General features: G+C 70.5%; 13 protein-coding genes and 1 tRNA gene. 8 read left to right on the top strand and 6 right to left on the bottom strand.

Annotated features, from left to right (window positions below; genetic code table 11):
- Positions 1-126 precede the first annotated feature (126 nt).
- A complete protein-coding gene (locus tag MXD61_RS17490; protein WP_248814545.1) occupies positions 127-627 on the top strand; it encodes a hypothetical protein in 501 nt (166 codons plus the stop codon).
- A 541-nt stretch (positions 628-1,168) separates the two neighbouring features.
- Here the strand turns inward: MXD61_RS17490 and MXD61_RS17485 are convergent.
- Together MXD61_RS17485 and MXD61_RS17480 are read right to left on the bottom strand one after the other, a co-directional pair.
- A tRNA-Ile gene (locus MXD61_RS17485) sits at positions 1,169-1,245 on the bottom strand.
- Positions 1,246-1,486: 241 nt separating this feature from the next.
- On the bottom strand, positions 1,487-2,134 hold the full coding sequence (locus MXD61_RS17480; protein WP_248814544.1) for a lysozyme: 648 nt from the start codon (positions 2,132-2,134) through the stop codon (positions 1,487-1,489).
- Positions 2,135-2,796: 662 nt separating this feature from the next.
- Here MXD61_RS17480 and MXD61_RS17475 point away from each other — a divergent pair.
- The gene (locus MXD61_RS17475; RefSeq protein WP_163550569.1) at positions 2,797-2,988 is read left to right on the top strand and encodes a hypothetical protein; all 192 of its coding nucleotides are present in this window, start codon (positions 2,797-2,799) and stop codon (positions 2,986-2,988) included.
- A gap of 96 nt (positions 2,989-3,084) precedes the next feature.
- Here MXD61_RS17475 and MXD61_RS17470 read toward each other — a convergent pair whose 3' ends face one another.
- The gene (locus tag MXD61_RS17470) at positions 3,085-3,960 is read right to left on the bottom strand and encodes a helix-turn-helix transcriptional regulator (RefSeq protein ID WP_248814543.1); all 876 of its coding nucleotides are present in this window, start codon (positions 3,958-3,960) and stop codon (positions 3,085-3,087) included.
- Between the two features lie 243 nt (positions 3,961-4,203).
- On the opposite strand from MXD61_RS17470, the gene MXD61_RS17465 reads away from it, so the two are divergent.
- Complete coding sequence (locus tag MXD61_RS17465) at positions 4,204-4,659, top strand: chaplin family protein (protein ID WP_248814542.1); 456 nt, start codon at positions 4,204-4,206, stop codon at positions 4,657-4,659.
- A 69-nt stretch (positions 4,660-4,728) separates the two neighbouring features.
- On the opposite strand, the gene MXD61_RS17460 is transcribed toward MXD61_RS17465, so the two are convergent.
- Positions 4,729-5,271, bottom strand: a complete 543-nt coding sequence (locus MXD61_RS17460; protein WP_248814541.1) for a flavoprotein — start codon at positions 5,269-5,271, stop codon at positions 4,729-4,731.
- Between the two features lie 157 nt (positions 5,272-5,428).
- Here MXD61_RS17460 and MXD61_RS17455 point away from each other — a divergent pair, with 157 nt between their 5' ends.
- From MXD61_RS17455 to MXD61_RS17435, 5 genes are all read left to right on the top strand, one after another.
- On the top strand, positions 5,429-5,917 hold the full coding sequence (locus MXD61_RS17455) for a hypothetical protein (protein ID WP_248814540.1): 489 nt from the start codon (positions 5,429-5,431) through the stop codon (positions 5,915-5,917).
- Positions 5,905-6,111 carry a hypothetical protein gene (locus MXD61_RS17450; protein WP_248814539.1) on the top strand — a complete coding sequence of 69 codons (207 nt, stop codon included), beginning with the start codon at positions 5,905-5,907 and terminating at the stop codon, positions 6,109-6,111. The genes MXD61_RS17455 and MXD61_RS17450 overlap by 13 nt, the downstream gene beginning before the upstream one ends.
- Positions 6,112-6,234: 123 nt before the next feature.
- Positions 6,235-8,136 carry a TIR domain-containing protein gene (locus tag MXD61_RS17445; protein WP_248814538.1) on the top strand — a complete coding sequence of 634 codons (1,902 nt, stop codon included), beginning with the start codon at positions 6,235-6,237 and terminating at the stop codon, positions 8,134-8,136.
- Positions 8,133-8,855 carry a hypothetical protein gene (locus MXD61_RS17440; protein ID WP_248814537.1) on the top strand — a complete coding sequence of 241 codons (723 nt, stop codon included), beginning with the start codon at positions 8,133-8,135 and terminating at the stop codon, positions 8,853-8,855. The genes MXD61_RS17445 and MXD61_RS17440 overlap by 4 nt, the downstream gene beginning before the upstream one ends.
- On the top strand, positions 8,855-12,199 hold the full coding sequence (locus MXD61_RS17435) for a helicase HerA domain-containing protein (RefSeq protein WP_248814536.1): 3,345 nt from the start codon (positions 8,855-8,857) through the stop codon (positions 12,197-12,199). The genes MXD61_RS17440 and MXD61_RS17435 overlap by 1 nt, the downstream gene beginning before the upstream one ends.
- A gap of 120 nt (positions 12,200-12,319) precedes the next feature.
- Here the strand turns inward: MXD61_RS17435 and MXD61_RS17430 are convergent, their stop codons facing one another.
- On the bottom strand, positions 12,320-14,875 hold the full coding sequence (locus tag MXD61_RS17430; RefSeq protein WP_248814535.1) for a serine/threonine-protein kinase: 2,556 nt from the start codon (positions 14,873-14,875) through the stop codon (positions 12,320-12,322).
- Between the two features lie 385 nt (positions 14,876-15,260).
- Entirely contained in the window at positions 15,261-16,505 is a 1,245-nt protein-coding gene (locus MXD61_RS17425; protein ID WP_248814534.1) for a cytochrome P450, read from the bottom strand.
- Positions 16,506-16,689: the final 184 nt, after the last annotated feature.

Here is a 16,689-nt window from a genome sequence, read left to right as displayed (position 1 = left end):
AAAGTTGACCGGAAAGGGATCGGGTGTTGGCGTGTTGGGATGGACGAACGCCCCTCCTCCTTAACCGAGTGGCATTGGACCCTAATCTCGCATGGCTCGGATTTGTCGAAGCGGAGAGAAGACTCAATGGCCCACGGCAGCAACCTGTGCGCCCAGCACGTGGCCGGTGCTTCCTGGTATGGCAACGGTCTAGATGCCGGCTCCTACCTCGCAGCCGTCCGCGCGGAGACCGACGCCCTACCGCGCTCGTGCTCACAGGACGACCACATCGTGCGGCATGGGTATGGCGTCGGATTCGGCCAGTGGTTCTTCTTCTACGACCTCGCGCCCGCACTGGCATTCAGCAGATCCGCCCGGATGTCGCTGGACTGCCGCGGGATCGGAGTCTACCAGGCCGTGCACGAACTGCGGTTCTGCCACCGCCACAACACAGACGAGCGCGTGCTACACCTCGCCGGCCCCAGCATCACCACGACCGACGAAGACCAGGTGGCCCACCTCAAGCGGTTCGTGCAGGGCGTGAAGGAACGACCCTGGTCTGCAGCCTGGCACTCGCCAACGGGCTACATTACGGACTACAACAACGGGCGTCCGGTCCAGACCAAGCGGCGATCACTGCCCCTGTAAGGTTTTTCATGGTGCCGCCGGCACCCACGTCTTCGGGCCGCGATGCCTCGCAGTCACCCAGCGCCAGCGGGACCAGCTCGACGAGGCTGAAGAGAGCATTCGTGCTGCGCTGAACCTTCTGCCCGCCACGCGGGCCGGGGCCTGGGACGTGCCGCCCGGCGACGACTCGCCGGCCAGACTGCGCTACCTCGACGAGTCCGCCCGGATCGTCGAACGTCAGCGCGAGCGGGCGGCGCTCGACAGTATCGTCGCGGCGAACCCAGTGGTGGGTGAGGAGCTCGAGACCCCGCGGTGGCTGCGCGATCTCCGCGTGTTGGCCCAGCCGGCCCTGATGGTCGCCGTCCTAGCTGCCACTCGCTTACACCGCCTCCCGTGCGGCGATCTCGGCATCTTTGCAAGCAGGACAAGGAGCAAGAAGATCATCCTTCGCCTGGAGACTCGATCGACATCCGAGGGGCCCGTCAAAGTACGGGGTAAGTACGGGATGATCTCCGAAGCACGCAAGGTTGATCACCCTAATGTTGCCGTCTACCTGCGGATTTGGTGGGGCGGGTGGGGCTCGAACCCACGACCGGAGGATTATGAGTCCCCTGCTCTAACCGGCTGAGCTACCGCCCCGTGCCGGCACTCCACGCGGTGGATGTGGCTCCGGCCTCTACAGGGTAGCGGGTGGGCGGTCAGCTCGGTCCGGATACCGGCTGTGGGCACCGCGAGCCAGGGTGTGGGAACATGCCGACAACGTTCGGCCGGGCGGGTCCAGGCCCGCCCGGCGCGGTGCGGGTCACGTCGGCCGGGGCCGGGTGGTCGATGCGGTGGCCGCCGGCGCGGGAGGCGGGTGACCTCACGCGGTAGCGGTCGGTCAGAGGTAGTCCTGCGGGCAGGCGGCGTGGTTGCTCGCGTAGCTGGCGGTGTTCCACAGGGTGGCGTCGCCGATGCGGCGGCGGTAGAGGCCGCACATCTTCGACTTGCCCGAATAGACGTACGCCAGCAGGGCGAACGGCACGTCGCCGTAGCGCGGGGGGAGCGCCAGCAGGGCGGTGCGGACGCTGCTCTGGCCGGTGATGTAGGCGGGGCCGACGTTGTAGAGCCAGTCGACTAGGGTATCGAACTGGTGCTGGAACAGCGGCGTGCTGGGAATTCCGGTGCGGATCGCCGGGACAATGCGTGATTCGATGTCGACATAGGCGATGAACCTGGCCTGGTCGCGAGTGATGGTTCCCCACTGAAGCCGGTCGGCATCGGTGCACACACCACGGTGGATCAGGTGGCCGCTGCCGATGGTGCAGTTTCCGGTGGCGTCGTCGTACGGGGTGGCGCGAAAGCCTTCCCAGGTGAGGATGTATTCCAGTCCGGCGGCAGAGAGGTCGAGGTCCTTCGGGAACGCGGCGAACAGGCCCGCCGCGGGGCTTGCGCCGGGCAGTGCCGACGGCACCGCCGCGACCGCGGCCGACGCGGACTCGACCACCCCGGCACCGGCGATGGTCAGCGCGAGCCCCAGGGCCAGCACTCCCCGCGGTCCGCGGGACACGGCCCGGGCCGTCCGTCGGGCCTGCCGGCGGCGGCGCGCCGGTCGCATGACGGCGGCGGCTGTGCGCCGTAGCGCGTGCGCGGTCGCAGTGCGCACCGATCCTCCTGATATTCGGAAATCCGTGGATGAGAACCGTCCGGCCCACGGGGAATCGCACCATACGAGCTGGGCCGAGCAAAGCCAGGAGCACAAAGATTGGGCCGTCTTAACAGACTCGGTGCACCTTCCGCACTGACCCGAGGGTGGACGGACATGCGTTCGGGCCCGGTCCGTCCCATAGTCCGGACGGACACATCCAGCGCGGCGACTCCCTTCGGTCCGGTGGGGTCGATCCTTGCCGGCGACGGGCCACGGGGCGCGGACGGTGGACGGCGAACCTGCGGTCGCGGGGCGGCGAAGCCGGGCCACGACCGGCGGATCTGGGCTGCGGGCGTGGCGGTTTCGGGCCGTGGGCCGGTGCGGGCCTGGGCGGGATGTTTCCGGATGAGCCGATCACAACCGGCAAACCGGCGAGCCCCGAAACAGACCGATAGTTGTCTCTCGTCTGTCGTCCTCAGCAGGACCCGGACGGGTACTCCGACCCCCGTGGCAAGGTCGTTACGGCACTCGACTCACCCTCAAGAACCCCACACACTGGTTTCATGCGATGGATCACCGAAACGGGAAGCCGGATCGAGCTACTCAACCCCCGAGCGGCGGAGGAGTACGCCGACTACCTGCTCCGGGTCACGGCCGCCGATGGCACCGAGATCGGCTTTTTCGCGTCCGTCACCGACCTGCAGAACAACGTCGACCTTGCCGGTCTGCGGGCCGTGGGAACGGCCGAGATCTGAACCGCGCCGACCCGGACGGTCGGCGTCTCGTCCAGGTGGATCTGATGTTCGGACGGCGTGTTCACCCTGCGGATACCCATCGCCCCGCAGGCTGGATCACGCCGCGTCACTGGCGAGGCGGTCCGTGTCCCGGCCGGCCAGGGTGGGCGGTGCGCCGCCAGGGGCCAACGGTGCGCCGGACGGGGTGGGGGTGCGCATCGCCGCGACCAGGGCGGCGCGGCTGGTCAGGCCGAGCTTGCGGTACATCTGCTCCAGGTGTTTCTGGACGGTGCGCGGGCTGATGCCGAGCGCGCGGGCGATGTCGCGGTCACCGAGCCCGTCGGCCAGGCAGGCCGCCACCTCACGTTCGCGTGGGGTGAGCGCCGCGAGCCGGTCGGCGGCCTGATCGGTGGCCGCGCCGTGACGCTGGGCGTCGCGTAGGGCGGTGGTCAGGGTGGCGAGCCGCGCCCGCTGCGCGATCGCCTGGCAGATCAGCGGTGAGGCGAGGTCGAGCAGCTCCCGGGTCCGGCTGGAGAAGCCATGCCTGGAGCGGTTGAACACGAGCACGCTGCCCTGGCGGCGGCCGATCGTGACGAGGCTGAGCAGCTGGTCGCACATCTGGCGCGGCCGGTAGAAGTCGGCGTAGATCGGCAGGTCGCGCAGGGCCGCGCCATCCACCAGGTCCGTCAGGGCCACCGACATGCCCGACCGCAGCTGTCGGTTGCGATGGGCGATGAACGCCGGATGCTGGCCGAGCACCGCCGCGAATGCGGCCGATCCACTCAGCTCGTCGCACGCCGGTGTGATGACGGCGGACAGCACCCGCCGGCTGGCATGATCCACCCGACAGTACGATGCGGAGTCGCAGCCGACCATCCGCGCCAGGTGCGCGAGTGCCGGTGTGGGTAGCTCGCCGCCGGGGCCGTCGGCGTGCAGAACACGCACCAGCTCGAGAACGTCCCGCAGGTCCTTTTTTGTGGTTGCGCCCGACATGTTTCGCTACCCTCCCTGGTTATGGTGCGCCGGTGCGCGCCAGCATTCCAGGATGGGTCGGCGCCATCGTGGAACTGACCGGAATCCGACACCTGCAATGCGCCCGCCACCCGCGTCCGCGCCCGGCGCTACGCACAAGTGCGTATTACCCGACCGCCGGTCGACCTGGTTCCGTGAGGCATCGCATTCACCGGCCACGCCTGCTCGAAACGGCGTCGCCTTACGCCAGCGGAGGTCACCACAATGTCCCGTTCCCTCATCACCCGTCCCCGTCTGCTCGTCGCCGCGGCCGCGCTGGCGGTCACCACCGCGGTGGGCGGCACCGCCTTCGCCGCCGACAACGCGCCGGAGAACGTCGGGGAGACCTCGCCGCGCACGTCGGCTGCCGCGGCGGTCAGCGCGCTGCCGGTCGACGCGCCGCGGTTCGCCGTGGTCAACGCGGCCGGTCAGGTCGTGCGCGGCAGCGCGGGCACCAGCGCCGGGCTCACCAGCGGCAACAACGTCGAGGTGCTGTTCGACCGGGACGTCCGTGCCTGCGCGTACACGGCGACCGTCGGCGGAGTGGGGACGGAGAGCCCCGCGGCGTCGTTCATCCGGGTGGCCCAGCGCTCGGGTAAGCCCAACGGCGTCTTCGTGTCGATGAAGTCCGGCAGCCAGGCCAGTGTGGTCGTGCCGTTCCACCTGGCCGTGACCTGCTGAGCCGGTCGGCGCGGACGGGGTTCGCCGGCCACCCCGGGCAGCGGCCCCGGGGTGGTGGCCCCGTCCGTGTCAGCGAAGGTCGTTCAGGGCGTCGGTCAGCTCCGCCCAGGGGAACACGGTGTTCTCACGGCCCGGCTGGTCCGCTCCCCCGCGCGGGTCGCCGGGCCGGCCGAACACCAGCCGCACACCCCAGCCGCGCAGCGCCTCGAGGCTCGCGGCATAGGCGGGATGACCGGCCAGCGCGCTGTTCGGGTAGGGCGCCATGACGATCGGCCGGCCGCCGCCGAGGGCCTCGTTGAGCAGGCCGAGCGCCAGGGTGTCCGAGATACCGGCCGCGATCTTGTTGATGGTGTTGAAGGTGGCCGGTGCGACGACGAACGCGTCGGCCGGCGGCAGCGCGTCCGGCTCGCCCGGGCGTTTGTACCGCGACCGGACCGGATGGCCGGTCAGCGCGGCCAGCCGCTCGACGTCGAGGAAACCCAGTGCCGCCGGTGTCGCCACCACACACACGTCCCACCCGGACGCCCGCGCGGCCTCGACGAACACCGGCAGCTCAGCCGCGGGATATCCCCCGCATGCCACGACGTACAGCACCCGCGGATCGGCAGCCATCCACCCATCCTCGCGTGTTCCGGCGTCGCGATCAGGTGACCAGGACAGGTGACCGGGACCACCGAACGGGTGGCCGATATCCGACCCGTCCCGCTCCGGCCGGACATCGGTGCTAGCCTCCGCCGACCGCACTATTCCGGGGGTTGACGTGGCACGCATGCGCATCATCGGCACTGCGAGATCGGTAGTGCTCCCGGCGACGATCGGTCTCGCTCTGGTGCTGGGTGGATGCCAGGGCGATCAGAAGGGCGGCACCGGCACCACCGCGCCAACCACGGCGTCCCCGACCGCCAGTGTCACCGCGTCCCCGGTGCCCCTTGTCACGACGACCCCCGAGATCGCCGCCACCGCACCGCCGACGTCCACCGACGAGCCTCTCTCGCCGTACGCCGAGATCGTCGCGGCCGTGAAACGTGAGCCGGCGCTCGCCACCGACGCGGCCGTGACGGCGGTCGCGGTCTCGACGATCGATCCCACCTGGGCCACCGCCGCCACCGACTCACCGACCGCCGGTGGCGCCAGGGTGCTTCTGCACCAGACCAGCGGCGTCTGGAAGGTCACCAGCCTCGGCTCCGCGGACATCGGCTGCGATGACGGAACACCCCGTGCGATCCTCACCGAGTTCCATCTGGAATGCCCCGAGTAAACGGTCAGTACTCGACCGGTCCCACCTGGGCCGGCGCCGGTGTCGTTTCGCCCACCGCCGGAGGGGTCCGGGCGCTGTTACATCGGACCGGCGGCACCTGGAAGGTCGTCTTTCTCGGCTCCGCCGAGGTCGGCCGCACCGGGCGCCTCTCCCCCGCGATCCTGGCCGAGCTTGGTCTGGACTCCCCCAGCTGAGACTGCTCACTCCCGGTCACTCCGCGGCAGAGCGACGGGCCGGACGGACGCATCCTCACCGCCGATGCCAGAATGGCAATACGGGCCTGTGGTCGGGGGTGGGTCCAGACGGGGGTGGGCCTGGTGTCGCCAGGAGAAGAACGCGACTTTCTCCTTTCCTACGTCGCGCAGGACAAGGACTGGGCAGAGTGGCTGGCCTGGCAGCTGGAGTCTGCGGGTTACAGCACTCTGATAAAGGCCTGGGATCTGGTTCCGGGCTCGAACTGGAGTGCGCATACGAACGCCGGCATCACCCGTACCAAACGCACGATCGTCGTGCTCTCCGCAACCCATCTTCGCTCTCTCGACGGCTCGCCCGAATGGCAGGCCGTGGTCGCGATGAACCCATCCGGGTCGGAGCGGCGGCTCCTTCCGATCCGGGTTGAGGAATGCAGGGCGTCGGGGCTGCTCGCCACCTACGTCCCGATCGACCTGTTCGGTCTCGGCTTCGAAGCAGCCCGTGAGACCCTCCTGCGGCAGGTCGGCCATGCCGTGGACGGCCGCGCCAAGCCCACGGTCGAGCCCGCCTTCCCCCGTCGTATCCCTGGCCTGGCGATGCGGCCCGAACCCGCCTTCCCTGCCGCCGCACCCGACCGCGCGGTCACGCCCGACCGCAGCCCTCCCGAACGCACCTCTCCCGAACGTCCCAAACGCACAACCGCGCCTGGGCGTGACGGGTCAACCACCCGTCGTCGAGGGATACCGGACAGATGTGAAGCGGGCCGGCCGGCCGGCAACGGTGATGGCGGACGGGGTGCCCACCAGAAACCTCTTCGCGCGGGGCGGCCGGCAGTGCCGTCGCCCCCGGTTGTTCAGGAGGCGCCGGCAGCCCGCATGTCCTGGGAGGCGTTGCCGACCACTCGGATGATTCTGCTGCAGGCAACGACCGACGCCGCCGTCCGCCGCGCGCTCGATCCGCTGCCCGAGGACGCTCCCGCGGCCGTGGCCTACCGCCCGCCGGCTCACACATCCATGTCGGCCCAGCGCCAGGCACTGCTCGACGAGCTGGAATCGCTGGCTATGGCCATGGTGCCCGCCTGGCTTTCCGGCAGCGAGGCGCTCGGGTCCGCTGACGCGTCCGCATCGGCCGCGATTCGCCGGCTTGCCGCCAGCGCCGCCGACGCCCACGGCGGTTCCGGACCGTATGTGGCGGCTTTGGCGGAACAGGCGCTGTTGGGCGGATCACGGTCCCGGACGATCCGTTTTCCGCTGGATGTGCGGGCCGCCGGGGTCACCCGGGCGATCTCCGCCGCGTTCGACCGGACGGACCTCGCGCTGATCGTCGACCCCGCCACACAGCCACAGCCCGCCGGGCAGCGCGCCCTGCTGCACGCGCTGGAGTGGTTCGCCTATCAGGGACGCGCCGGAGTCTGGCTGACCGGCCCGCCCGTGGCGGCACACGCCGACCGAATCCGCGTTCTGGCCTGCCCGGTAAGCCCGAGTCAGCGACTTCCTTCCCATGGCGACCCACCGGACGTACCGACCCGCGGCGCGAACGCGGACACGGACATCGGCACGGACACGGACATCGGCACGGACACGGACATCGGCTCGGACACGGAGTCGCGGCCAGCAGCATCATCGCCCGGCATCCCGCCACCAGCGACGACGCCGGCGGTACGGGGGCGGCCACACCCGGCGAGCCTGGCGGAGCAGCGGCTCGAACGCATGCTGAGCCGCCAGGCCTGGGCGCACGGTCGGGCCTGGAACCAACCGCATCGACCGGGGGCACTCTCCTCATTGATCTACGTCGACCTGGCCTGGTTCGTGGAGCGAGTGATCGTCGAGGTCGACGGCCCGGAGCATCGCGCGATGACGCACTACGCACGGGACCGTTGGCGCGACAACGAGCTTGGGCTCGAGGGGTTCACCGTGTTGCGGTTCGTCAACGAAGCAGTTCTCGGCGACGTGGAGACCGTCGTCGAACAGATCAAGCGTTGTGTCACCGCACGCAGGACAAAACCGAAAGAGAAAGTGAACCCATGACCCGCGATTCCTCGGCGACCCGCCATGGTGGCGCCGCCACTCTCACAGGCCGGCAGGCCGCCTTCCTCATCGCGCTGCTCGCGCAGAGGCAGCCCATCTCCAACGGCGAGTTGCGAGACCGTTTCGGGTTCACTCTGGTGGGCGACGACCGGCGCCGCCTCAACGACCTCGGCCTGATCAACAGCAGCAAGATCCGCGGTCACGGCAACACCCTGTTCCACGAGGCGACCGATGCCGGCTGGGCCCGCGGGCGTCGGGAGCTTGCCCCGCGTGCCGAACCTGTTCGCATCAGCGTGCCGGCCGGGCTCCTGTTCGCCCTCGCCGAAGGTGTGCACCGATTCCTGGATCGGGCGGACCAGACCATCGGCGACGTCCTCGGCGATCACACTCCGACCGCGGCTGAGGCGCTCGAGCAGGGTCCGGACCCCGCCGCCGGGCAACCCGACAGCGATGCTGTCCCGCTCGAGGCAGCGATTCGCGCGGCCTACGCCCGGCTGGCGGCGGCTCCCTACGACTGGGTGCGACTGACCGAGCTCCGCCCGCTGCTCGGTGGGGCCGCCAGGACTCAGGTTGATCAGGTGCTGCGGCGGATGGCACGCCAGGACGATGTACGGGTCGTACCGGATGAAGACCGGCGCTCCCTCACCGCCGGCGACCATGCCGCGGCTGTCCGGATCGGGGATCAGGACAACCATCTCCTGCTGATCGGGCCCGCCTGATGGACGCGCTGACTGCCCTGAGCACCGTAAAACTGGACTGGGTGCATGGCCTGGAAGACGTCTGGCAGGCCTCACCGGTGCACGTCGACGATGTGCACATCATGCCCCGGCAACGCATACTGCGGGCACTCGCCGCCGCGGACACCGGCAGGTCGCGCGGGATTCTTGTCCAAGGGCAGGCTGGAGCCGGCAAGACGCACATGCTCAACTGGGTTCGGCAGGTGGTGCAGAAGCACGGCGGATACTTCTTCCTCATCGGGCCCGTCGGCGGTGACGATTTTGTCGAGAGCGCCGTGGGCGCGATCCTTTCCGGCCTCTTCCAGACCTTCGAGGGCGAGATCCAGGTCCGCCGGTTCCTGCGCCGGCTGTGCGGCCTGCTCGGCGCCACCACGGAACTGGCCGCCGCGCTCGCCGGAGACACAGCGCTGGGGCCGACCTCGCTGAAGGATCTCATCGTCGCCTTCAACAAATACAATAACTCCCTGGCTCGACAGTGCCAGGACACGCTGTGCGCACTGGTCCTGTTCACCTCGGACGATCTGGACGACCGGGCCGTTGGCGAGACGTATCTGCGGTCCATGGAGGAGCTGGAGCCCGGCGAAAGAATTCGGCGTGGTATCCAGCCACGGACCCGCAACAGCAGGGAGATAACCCGCGATCTGTCCCGACTGCTCTCGCTGACCGGAGCGAGCGTGATCGCGATCGACCAGGTCGACGGGGTCATTGCCGAGGCCACCGCCCGTGACTCCGACCAGGACGGGCAGACCGGCGGCGCCACGACGCGGCTGAACATGCTCGCGGACGGCCTGATGGTTCTACAGGAATGCACAGATCGAACGTTGTTTGTGCTGACCTGCCTGCCGGCTGCCTGGATCGCGTTCCGCGAGCGTGCCATCGCCTCGGTCCAGGGTCGGTTCGAGGAGATGCTGCCACTGAACCGCCTGGACGATCCCGCGATCACCGCGAAAATCATCGAACGTCGGTTCCAGGAAAATTATGACCGGGTCGGCTTCGTACCTCCGTACCCCACCTGGCCGGTCACCCGGGCCGCGTTCGACCAAGCACCGCACTTCACTCCACGCGAACTGCTGCAGCGGATCAACCACCATCTTGAATGGTGTCTTTCCCATGGTGTCGTACGCGAACTTCACGACTTTGCCACCGAGGACAGAGCGGTCTCCGGTCCCGCTCCCACGGTGCGGTCAGATGGCGGCGATGACGGTGCCCGAACCGCCGGCGACGGCCCCGATCGACGCATCTTTTCCAGCGACGTCGCATGGTCCGCGGCGGCATTCACGGTGGGCGGCGGCAGCGCCGGCCAGGTATCCAGCGGCCAGGGTGCCGGTGGCCTCGCGGAGTTCGACGCCGAGTTCGCCGCTCTGCGCGCGAGCGTGCCGAGCGTCACCGATACGAACGAGGACAACCTGATGCCCAGGCTGCTGGCCGCGGGCCTCGAGGCGTGGATCATCGAGAACGACCGCGTGCACGACTACAGTCTCGAAACCAGCCCGAGCACCCGCCCGCCGCTGCATGCCCGGCTCACCCGAACCCTCGACGTCGACACCGGCGAACAGATGCACTGGTGTTTCCGGGCCATCACCGCCAAACACGGAAATGCTATTCTGCCGCGCGTCACCGCGGCCTGCACCTCGGCGACAATCGCGGCCGACAATCCGCGGCGGCACCTGTTCCTGCTGCGCAACGGCGGGTGGGGTACCGGCGCAAAGGTCCTGCAGGCGCTGGATGCCTTCCACGCCGCCGGTGGACGCAGCCTGCCCCTGCCCTCCGACGACCTGGCCACCTTCGCGGCTCTGCACACCCTGCTCGATCGGCGTCCGCCGGGCCTACGCTCCTGGCTGACCACCCGGCGGCCAGCGAGCGGCACGGACCTGCTGCGCCAGGCACTCGGCAGCGTGGCTGGGGCGCCTGGGAGCGGGCACCTTCCGACGCGGCCGGCGACGCCGCGTGACTCGGCGCAGGCCAGTAGCGAGGCCAGGGAATCCGTGGAGTCCACCGCGCGGCCCGAAGAAGGGGATCATCGGATCGGCGACGAGCGCGGCGCACAGTCCTCCCAGGGGACGGCCGGCACAGCCCCTGACCCGAGGCCGGAGTCGGCGGAGTTCATCCTCGGCACGGCGGTGCGTGCCGGCGTGCCGGCACGTCTGGACCTTGCCGTACTGCGGCGGCATGTGGCGATCTTCGCCGGGTCGGGGTCAGGCAAGACGGTGCTGATTCGCCGGCTGGTCGAGGAGTGCGCCCTGCGCGGGGTGTCCTCGATCGTGCTTGACCCGAACAACGACCTGGCCCGGATGGGCGATGCCTGGCCGGTCGCGCCGACCGGCTGGCGCCAGGGCGACGCCGATCGCGCCACCGAATATCTGGCCAGGACCGACGTGGTGATCTGGACGCCGCGCCGTGACGGTGGCCGGCCGCTGAGCTTCCAGCCGCTGCCCGACTTCACCGGCCTGCGCGCGGACCCGGACGAGTTTCGTGCCGCGGTCGACGCCGGGGTGGCCACACTTGCCGCCCGGGCGCATGTCACCGGGACCACCCATCGGGCCAACGTCGGCCGTGCCATCCTGACCGCGGCGTTGCGGCACTTCGCCCGGGGCAACCGCGGCGGCCTGGACGCGTTCGTCACCCTGCTGGCCGAGTTGCCCGACGGGGTGGCCGACGAACTCGATCCGACCGGCAAGCGGGCTGCGGAGCTGGCGCAGGCACTGCGGGCGGCGATGGTCAACGATCCGTTGTTCGGCGGCCACGGTGAGCCGGTCGACCCGGAGGCGCTGCTGTGCCCGGCTCCGGGACGACTAGCCCGCGTATCGGTGATCAGCATGGTGGGCCTGGCCAACGACGAGCAGCGCCAGAGCTTCGTCAACCAGTTGCAACTCGCGCTGTTCTCCTGGGCCAAGCGCAATCCGGCTGCCGATCGGCCGCTCAGCGCGCTGTTCGTGATGGATGAGGCACAGACGTTCGCCCCGTCCGGTTCGAGCACCGCGTGCACCGCGAGCACATTGGCGTTGGCATCACAGGCCCGCAAGTACGGCCTGGGTCTGGTCTTCGCTACGCAGGCACCGAAAAACCTGCACAATGGCATTCCGGGGAACGCGACCACCCAGCTGTTCGGCCGGCTCAACGCGCCGGCTCAGATCGAGGCGGCCCGGATGATGGCCCGGACCGCCGGCGGGGAAGCCGCCGACATCGGCCGGCTCGGTGTCGGCGAGTTCTACGCCACAAGCGAATCCCTGCGATTCAGCCGGATTCGCACCCCCATGTGCCTGTCCCATCACCCGGCGGCACCGCTCACCGCGGAGGAGGTGATTTTTCGCGCCCGTCCGCAGTGAGCGGGCCAGCATCGGTTTTCTGGCAACCGGGACGCCCGCTCTGAGCCGCTGGACGGCAACGGATGCCATGGCCAGGCCAGGCCCATCGGTCCCGTCTCGCGGATGTCCTGATCGGACGGATCAGTACAGGACGCGGCGGCCGGGTCCGGCGACACCGGCGGCGAGATCACCGGCGGTGAGCCGGTACACGCCCGCCTGGGAGGCGTCGTTGCAGGAGTAGTACAGGTCGCCCGCCCGGTCGACGGCGACGCCGAACAGCCGCTCGGTCGCCCCCACGCACGTCCCGCGCACCACCACCCGCGTCGCACCGGGCCCAGCCGCCGTCGGCGGGTCCAGCAGTGTGATGGTGCGCGCGTCCGCGTCGGTGAACAGCACGCCGCGTCCACCGGGGGCCGGGGCGAGTGTGGTGAGGGCGGACTCGTCGAGGCGGCGCTGCACGACCGTGGTGATCCTGGCGTTCTCGATCAGGTGGATGCGGGCGTAGCCGGCGGCGTACGACAGGACGAACACCCGCCCGACGCCATCCACCGCGACCGCGTAGGCGTTGTCCAGCCCGACCGCGGTCGCCGACTCGGCACCGTCATAGCGACGTTCCCCGGCACCGCGCCGATCCTGGCCGCCACCGCCACCGCCACCGCCGCTGGTGCCGGTGCCGGTGCCGGCGACAAGGGTTGCCGGGGTCGAGCGGTAGTCGCCGGACGCGCCGGCCGGGTCGAGCCGCCACACCTGCCCGGCGTAGCCGGTGGTGAAGTACACCGCGCCGTCCCCACCCACCGCGACCGAGGTCGGCGTCCCGACCCTCGTGCCGAGTGCCCGCGGCGTGGACGACGCCCCGCCGGCCGGGCAGATCTGCTCCGGTGCCCGTCCGGCGTTCGGATCGCCCCCGCCGGCTCCGGCTCCGGCGATCGTGGTGCCGGTGGGTTCGGCGGCGGGACGTCCGGCGATGGTCTCGGCCCGCCAGGGCTGGCCGAGCGGCTGGTAGAGCCGGCGCACCACACAGTTCCACTCGTCCGCGACGAACACCGATCCCCCACCGGCGCTCAGTCCGGCCGGGCGGTGCAGCCCCGCGTCGGCCGCCGGCTCGTCCCGGGCGACACCCGGCAGCCCGATCCGCTCCGGCCGTTCCAGTCCGCCGGTGCTGCCCGTCCCGGTGGGGGTGCTCGTCCCGTCGGGGCCGGGATCGGTCGAGGTGGTCGCGACGTTCGCGGGACGTCCCACGATCGAGGTGACCTTGCCGTCGACGAACCGGGTGAGGGTGTGCTGGCTGGAGTCGGTCAGCAGGATGCCGCCGGCCGGGTCCGCGGCCAGGCTGATCAGCCCGCGCAGCGGCAGCGGCGCGCTCACCGGGTAGACGATCGGCGCGGCGGCGGTGGACGTGGCTCCAGCCCCCTCACCGCTGGCCGCGGTGTTCGGACGCCCGACGCTCAGGATGCCGGTGGCGAGCAGCGCCACGACGATCGCGACGACCGCCACGGTGGTCGCCACCGACACGCCGACCGGCGCCGTCCACCAGCGCCCGAACCGCGCCGTCGACCAGGGGCCGAATCGCGCCGACGGGCCGAGGCTCGGCGACGGGCCGCCTCGTCGCGCCGGCCCGACCTGGCCCGGCATCCGCGCTGACATGCTGGCCGGCCCAGGCGGCCCAGGCGGCCCAGCCGGCCTGGGCTGGGCCGGCGGTGCGGGCTGGGCGGGGCCGTGGGTCCGAGCGGGGCGGCGCAGGTCGTCATCACCACGGAAGCGGATGCCGGTGTGCGTCAGCCAGTCGGGGCCGAACGTCAGGTCGGCGGCGTCGCACAGGTCGGTGGCGAAGGCCAGGGCGCCGGGCTGACGGTCGGCGGGGTCCTTCGCCAGTGCCCGGCGGGTGACGGCGTCCAGCGCGCCGAAGCGGGCCGGCAGCGGTGGGGGCAGCGCGCTGCGATGGCGTTCGGCCATCACGTGCGGTCGGGGATCGGCACCGAACGGAGGCGTCCCGGCGAGCAGTTCGTAGAGGACGGCACCGAGGGAGTAGACGTCGACGCCGGTGCCCGGCACGGCCAGTTCGAACTGTTCGGGAGCCAGGTAGGGGGTCGAGCCGACCACGCTCGTCTGCGCGATCCCGACGGTCGTCTCCAGCAGCCGGGCGATCCCGAAATCGGTGAGTCGGGGCGCGCCGTCCGCGGTGAACATGATGTTCGACGGCTTGATGTCGCAGTGCAGCAGCCCCTCACGGTGCACACGGTCGAGCGCGACGGCGATCGCGGCGGCCACCGCGCACCCCCCGGGAGCCGACAGGCCGTCCCGGACCCGTTCGTCGAGTGTTCCGCCGGGCAGCAGTTCCATGACGATCAGTGCCGTCTCCGGCGTCCGCACGAAGTCGAAGACCCGAACGATGTGCGGATGGTCGAGGCTCGCGACGATGTGCGCCTCCGCGTCGACCCTGCCCGCCGCGAGCACGGCCGTCCCCGCGGACCGCCGCCCGCCGAACAGAACGCCAACGGTGCCTGTGCCCGAGGGGGTGTCCGTGGGTTCGGCCTCGACCGCGTCATCGTCGGCCGCCAGCGGCAGGACCTTGACGGCCACCGCACGGTCCAGCCGACGGTGGCGTGCGGCGAAGACCCGCCCGAACCCGCCGCGCCCGAGTTCACGCCCCACGTCGTAGTCCGGCAGCGCCGACCGCACGTACTCCGGCAGAATCATGAGCGGCTCATCAGGAACACCCGCCGCGGGAGGACCCCGGCCTCGACCAGGCGCACCCGCCGCGGTCTCGCCGGTCATCGCCCGGTTCACAGCTCGCGAGAAGGCCCTGTACGTCACTCAGCCGCATCACGCGCCCCCCGCGCCACCCGCGTCACCCGTGGCTTTCGGCCGACTATAACCAACGACCCTCCGGGTCGGCCCCATTGTGATCCGACGGCTTTGACCCACCCCGGGTCAGCGCCTCGGAACCGGCCCGCGATCACGGTGTTCCGCGGAACCGGCGGGCGGCCCTGCCCGGCACGTCCATCCTGGCTGTGCCATCCCTGCGATCAGGGTGGGCTCAGGCCGGACGGTGTTCCCACAGCGGCCGGCGGGAAGGTCCGGGTCAGTCGGTGCTGAGACGGACGGGAAGGGTGCTGGCGCCGCGGACGGCGAGGTGGGGGCGGTAGCTCGGGGCCGCGGTGACCTCGACGCGGGTGGCGTGGTCGAGCAGCGCGTTCAGCATGATCTCGGCCTCGAGACGGGCCAGTGGCGCGCCGAGACAGTAGTGAATGCCCTGGCCGAAGCCGAAGTGCCGGGCCGGTTGGGCGATGCCCGCCGACCCGGGGACCGCGTAACGGGTGACGTCGAAGCGGTCCGGATCGGGGAAGACGGCGGGGTCACGTTGGGCTGCGGCGAGCAGACCGAGGGCTCCGTCACCGGGACGCAGGGTGTGGCCGGCGATGTCGACGTCGGCGAGGACGGAACGGGCCAGCCACTGGATCGGCGGGTCGTAACGCAGGGTCTCCTCGATCGCGGCGGGGACGAGGTCGCGCCGGGACCGTAGCAACGCGTACTGCTCGGGGTCGTTCGCGAGCGCCAGCACGGCGCCGGAGACAAGGTTGACGGTCGTCTCGTAGCCGGCGACGAGCAGCAGCACGCACAGATCAACGAGTTCGTCGCCGGCGAGCCGGTCACCGCCATCGGAGACGGCCACGAGGGCGCTGAGCAGGTCGTCCGCGGGGTCGGTGCGGCGACGGGCGATCAACGCGGTGAAGTACTCGGCGAACCCACGGGTGCCTTCGGTGCGGGCGGCGCGTTCGGCGGGCGAGAGCATCTGGTCGGGATCCAGGCCGCGGGTCAGGGCGGAAGCCCAGTCAGCGAAGATCCGATCGTCCTGTTCCGGGACGCCGAGCAGCGTGCAGATGATCCGCAACGGCAGTGGACGCGCGAAGGTCTCGACCAGGTCGACCTCGCCGCCGCGGCGGCGCACCGCGTCGTCGAGCAGTTCGGCGGCCAGCAGCCGGGCGGAGTCACCGAAGCGGGCGATACGCCCGGCGGTGAACTCCCGACTGACCAGACGGCGCAGCCGGGTGTGGGTCGGCGGGTTCGCGCGCAGCATCGAACGCAGGCCCTCGTCGACGTCCGTCACCGGACGGAAGGCGCTCTGCGCCATGCTCAGATGACCGAACGCCGGGTCGGTCATCAGCTGACCGCAGTCGTCATGGCGGGTGAGCACCACGATGCGCGGGGAGGTCTCGGACAACCAGTGGACGCGACCGGCCTCGCGTAGCGCCCGGAGCACCGGATAGGGATCGTCCCGGCGCCGCGGATCGAAAACAGCCCGCACGTCAACAGGCTCAGTGGTCACGGTCGCTTCAGTGGTCACGGTCGCTTCAGTGGTCATAGCCGCCCTTGGTCATAGCCGCCCTTGGACATGCCCTGCCTCCGCTGCCCGGAAAACCGGCGAGGCCGGTCCGCCGGCATACTATCCGAATAGTTTCGGACGCGGACCCGAGTCGTCCACCAGGTCGCGGAGAATTCGCCGAAAAAAT

The organism is Frankia sp. AgPm24 (genome assembly GCF_023243055.1).
Taxonomy (GTDB): Bacteria; Actinomycetota; Actinomycetes; order Frankiales; family Frankiaceae; genus Frankia; species Frankia umida.
This window is presented reverse-complemented; position numbering and strand designations above follow the sequence as displayed.

What these genes read in the sequence shown, in the direction of transcription:
- MXD61_RS17490 (WP_248814545.1), top strand. Translation starts at nt 127, where the DNA reads ATGGCCCACGGCAGCAACCTGTGCGCCCAGCACGTGGCCGGTGCTTCC.
- MXD61_RS17475 (WP_163550569.1), top strand. Translation starts at nt 2,797, where the DNA reads ATGCGATGGATCACCGAAACGGGAAGCCGGATCGAGCTACTCAACCCC.
- MXD61_RS17470 (WP_248814543.1), bottom strand. Translation starts at nt 3,960, where the DNA reads ATGTCGGGCGCAACCACAAAAAAGGACCTGCGGGACGTTCTCGAGCTG.
- MXD61_RS17465 (WP_248814542.1), top strand. Translation starts at nt 4,204, where the DNA reads ATGTCCCGTTCCCTCATCACCCGTCCCCGTCTGCTCGTCGCCGCGGCC.
- MXD61_RS17460 (WP_248814541.1), bottom strand. Translation starts at nt 5,271, where the DNA reads ATGGCTGCCGATCCGCGGGTGCTGTACGTCGTGGCATGCGGGGGATAT.
- MXD61_RS17455 (WP_248814540.1), top strand. Translation starts at nt 5,429, where the DNA reads ATGCGCATCATCGGCACTGCGAGATCGGTAGTGCTCCCGGCGACGATC.
- MXD61_RS17450 (WP_248814539.1), top strand. Translation starts at nt 5,905, where the DNA reads ATGCCCCGAGTAAACGGTCAGTACTCGACCGGTCCCACCTGGGCCGGC.
- MXD61_RS17440 (WP_248814537.1), top strand. Translation starts at nt 8,133, where the DNA reads ATGACCCGCGATTCCTCGGCGACCCGCCATGGTGGCGCCGCCACTCTC.
- MXD61_RS17435 (WP_248814536.1), top strand. Translation starts at nt 8,855, where the DNA reads ATGGACGCGCTGACTGCCCTGAGCACCGTAAAACTGGACTGGGTGCAT.
- MXD61_RS17430 (WP_248814535.1), bottom strand. Translation starts at nt 14,875, where the DNA reads ATGATTCTGCCGGAGTACGTGCGGTCGGCGCTGCCGGACTACGACGTG.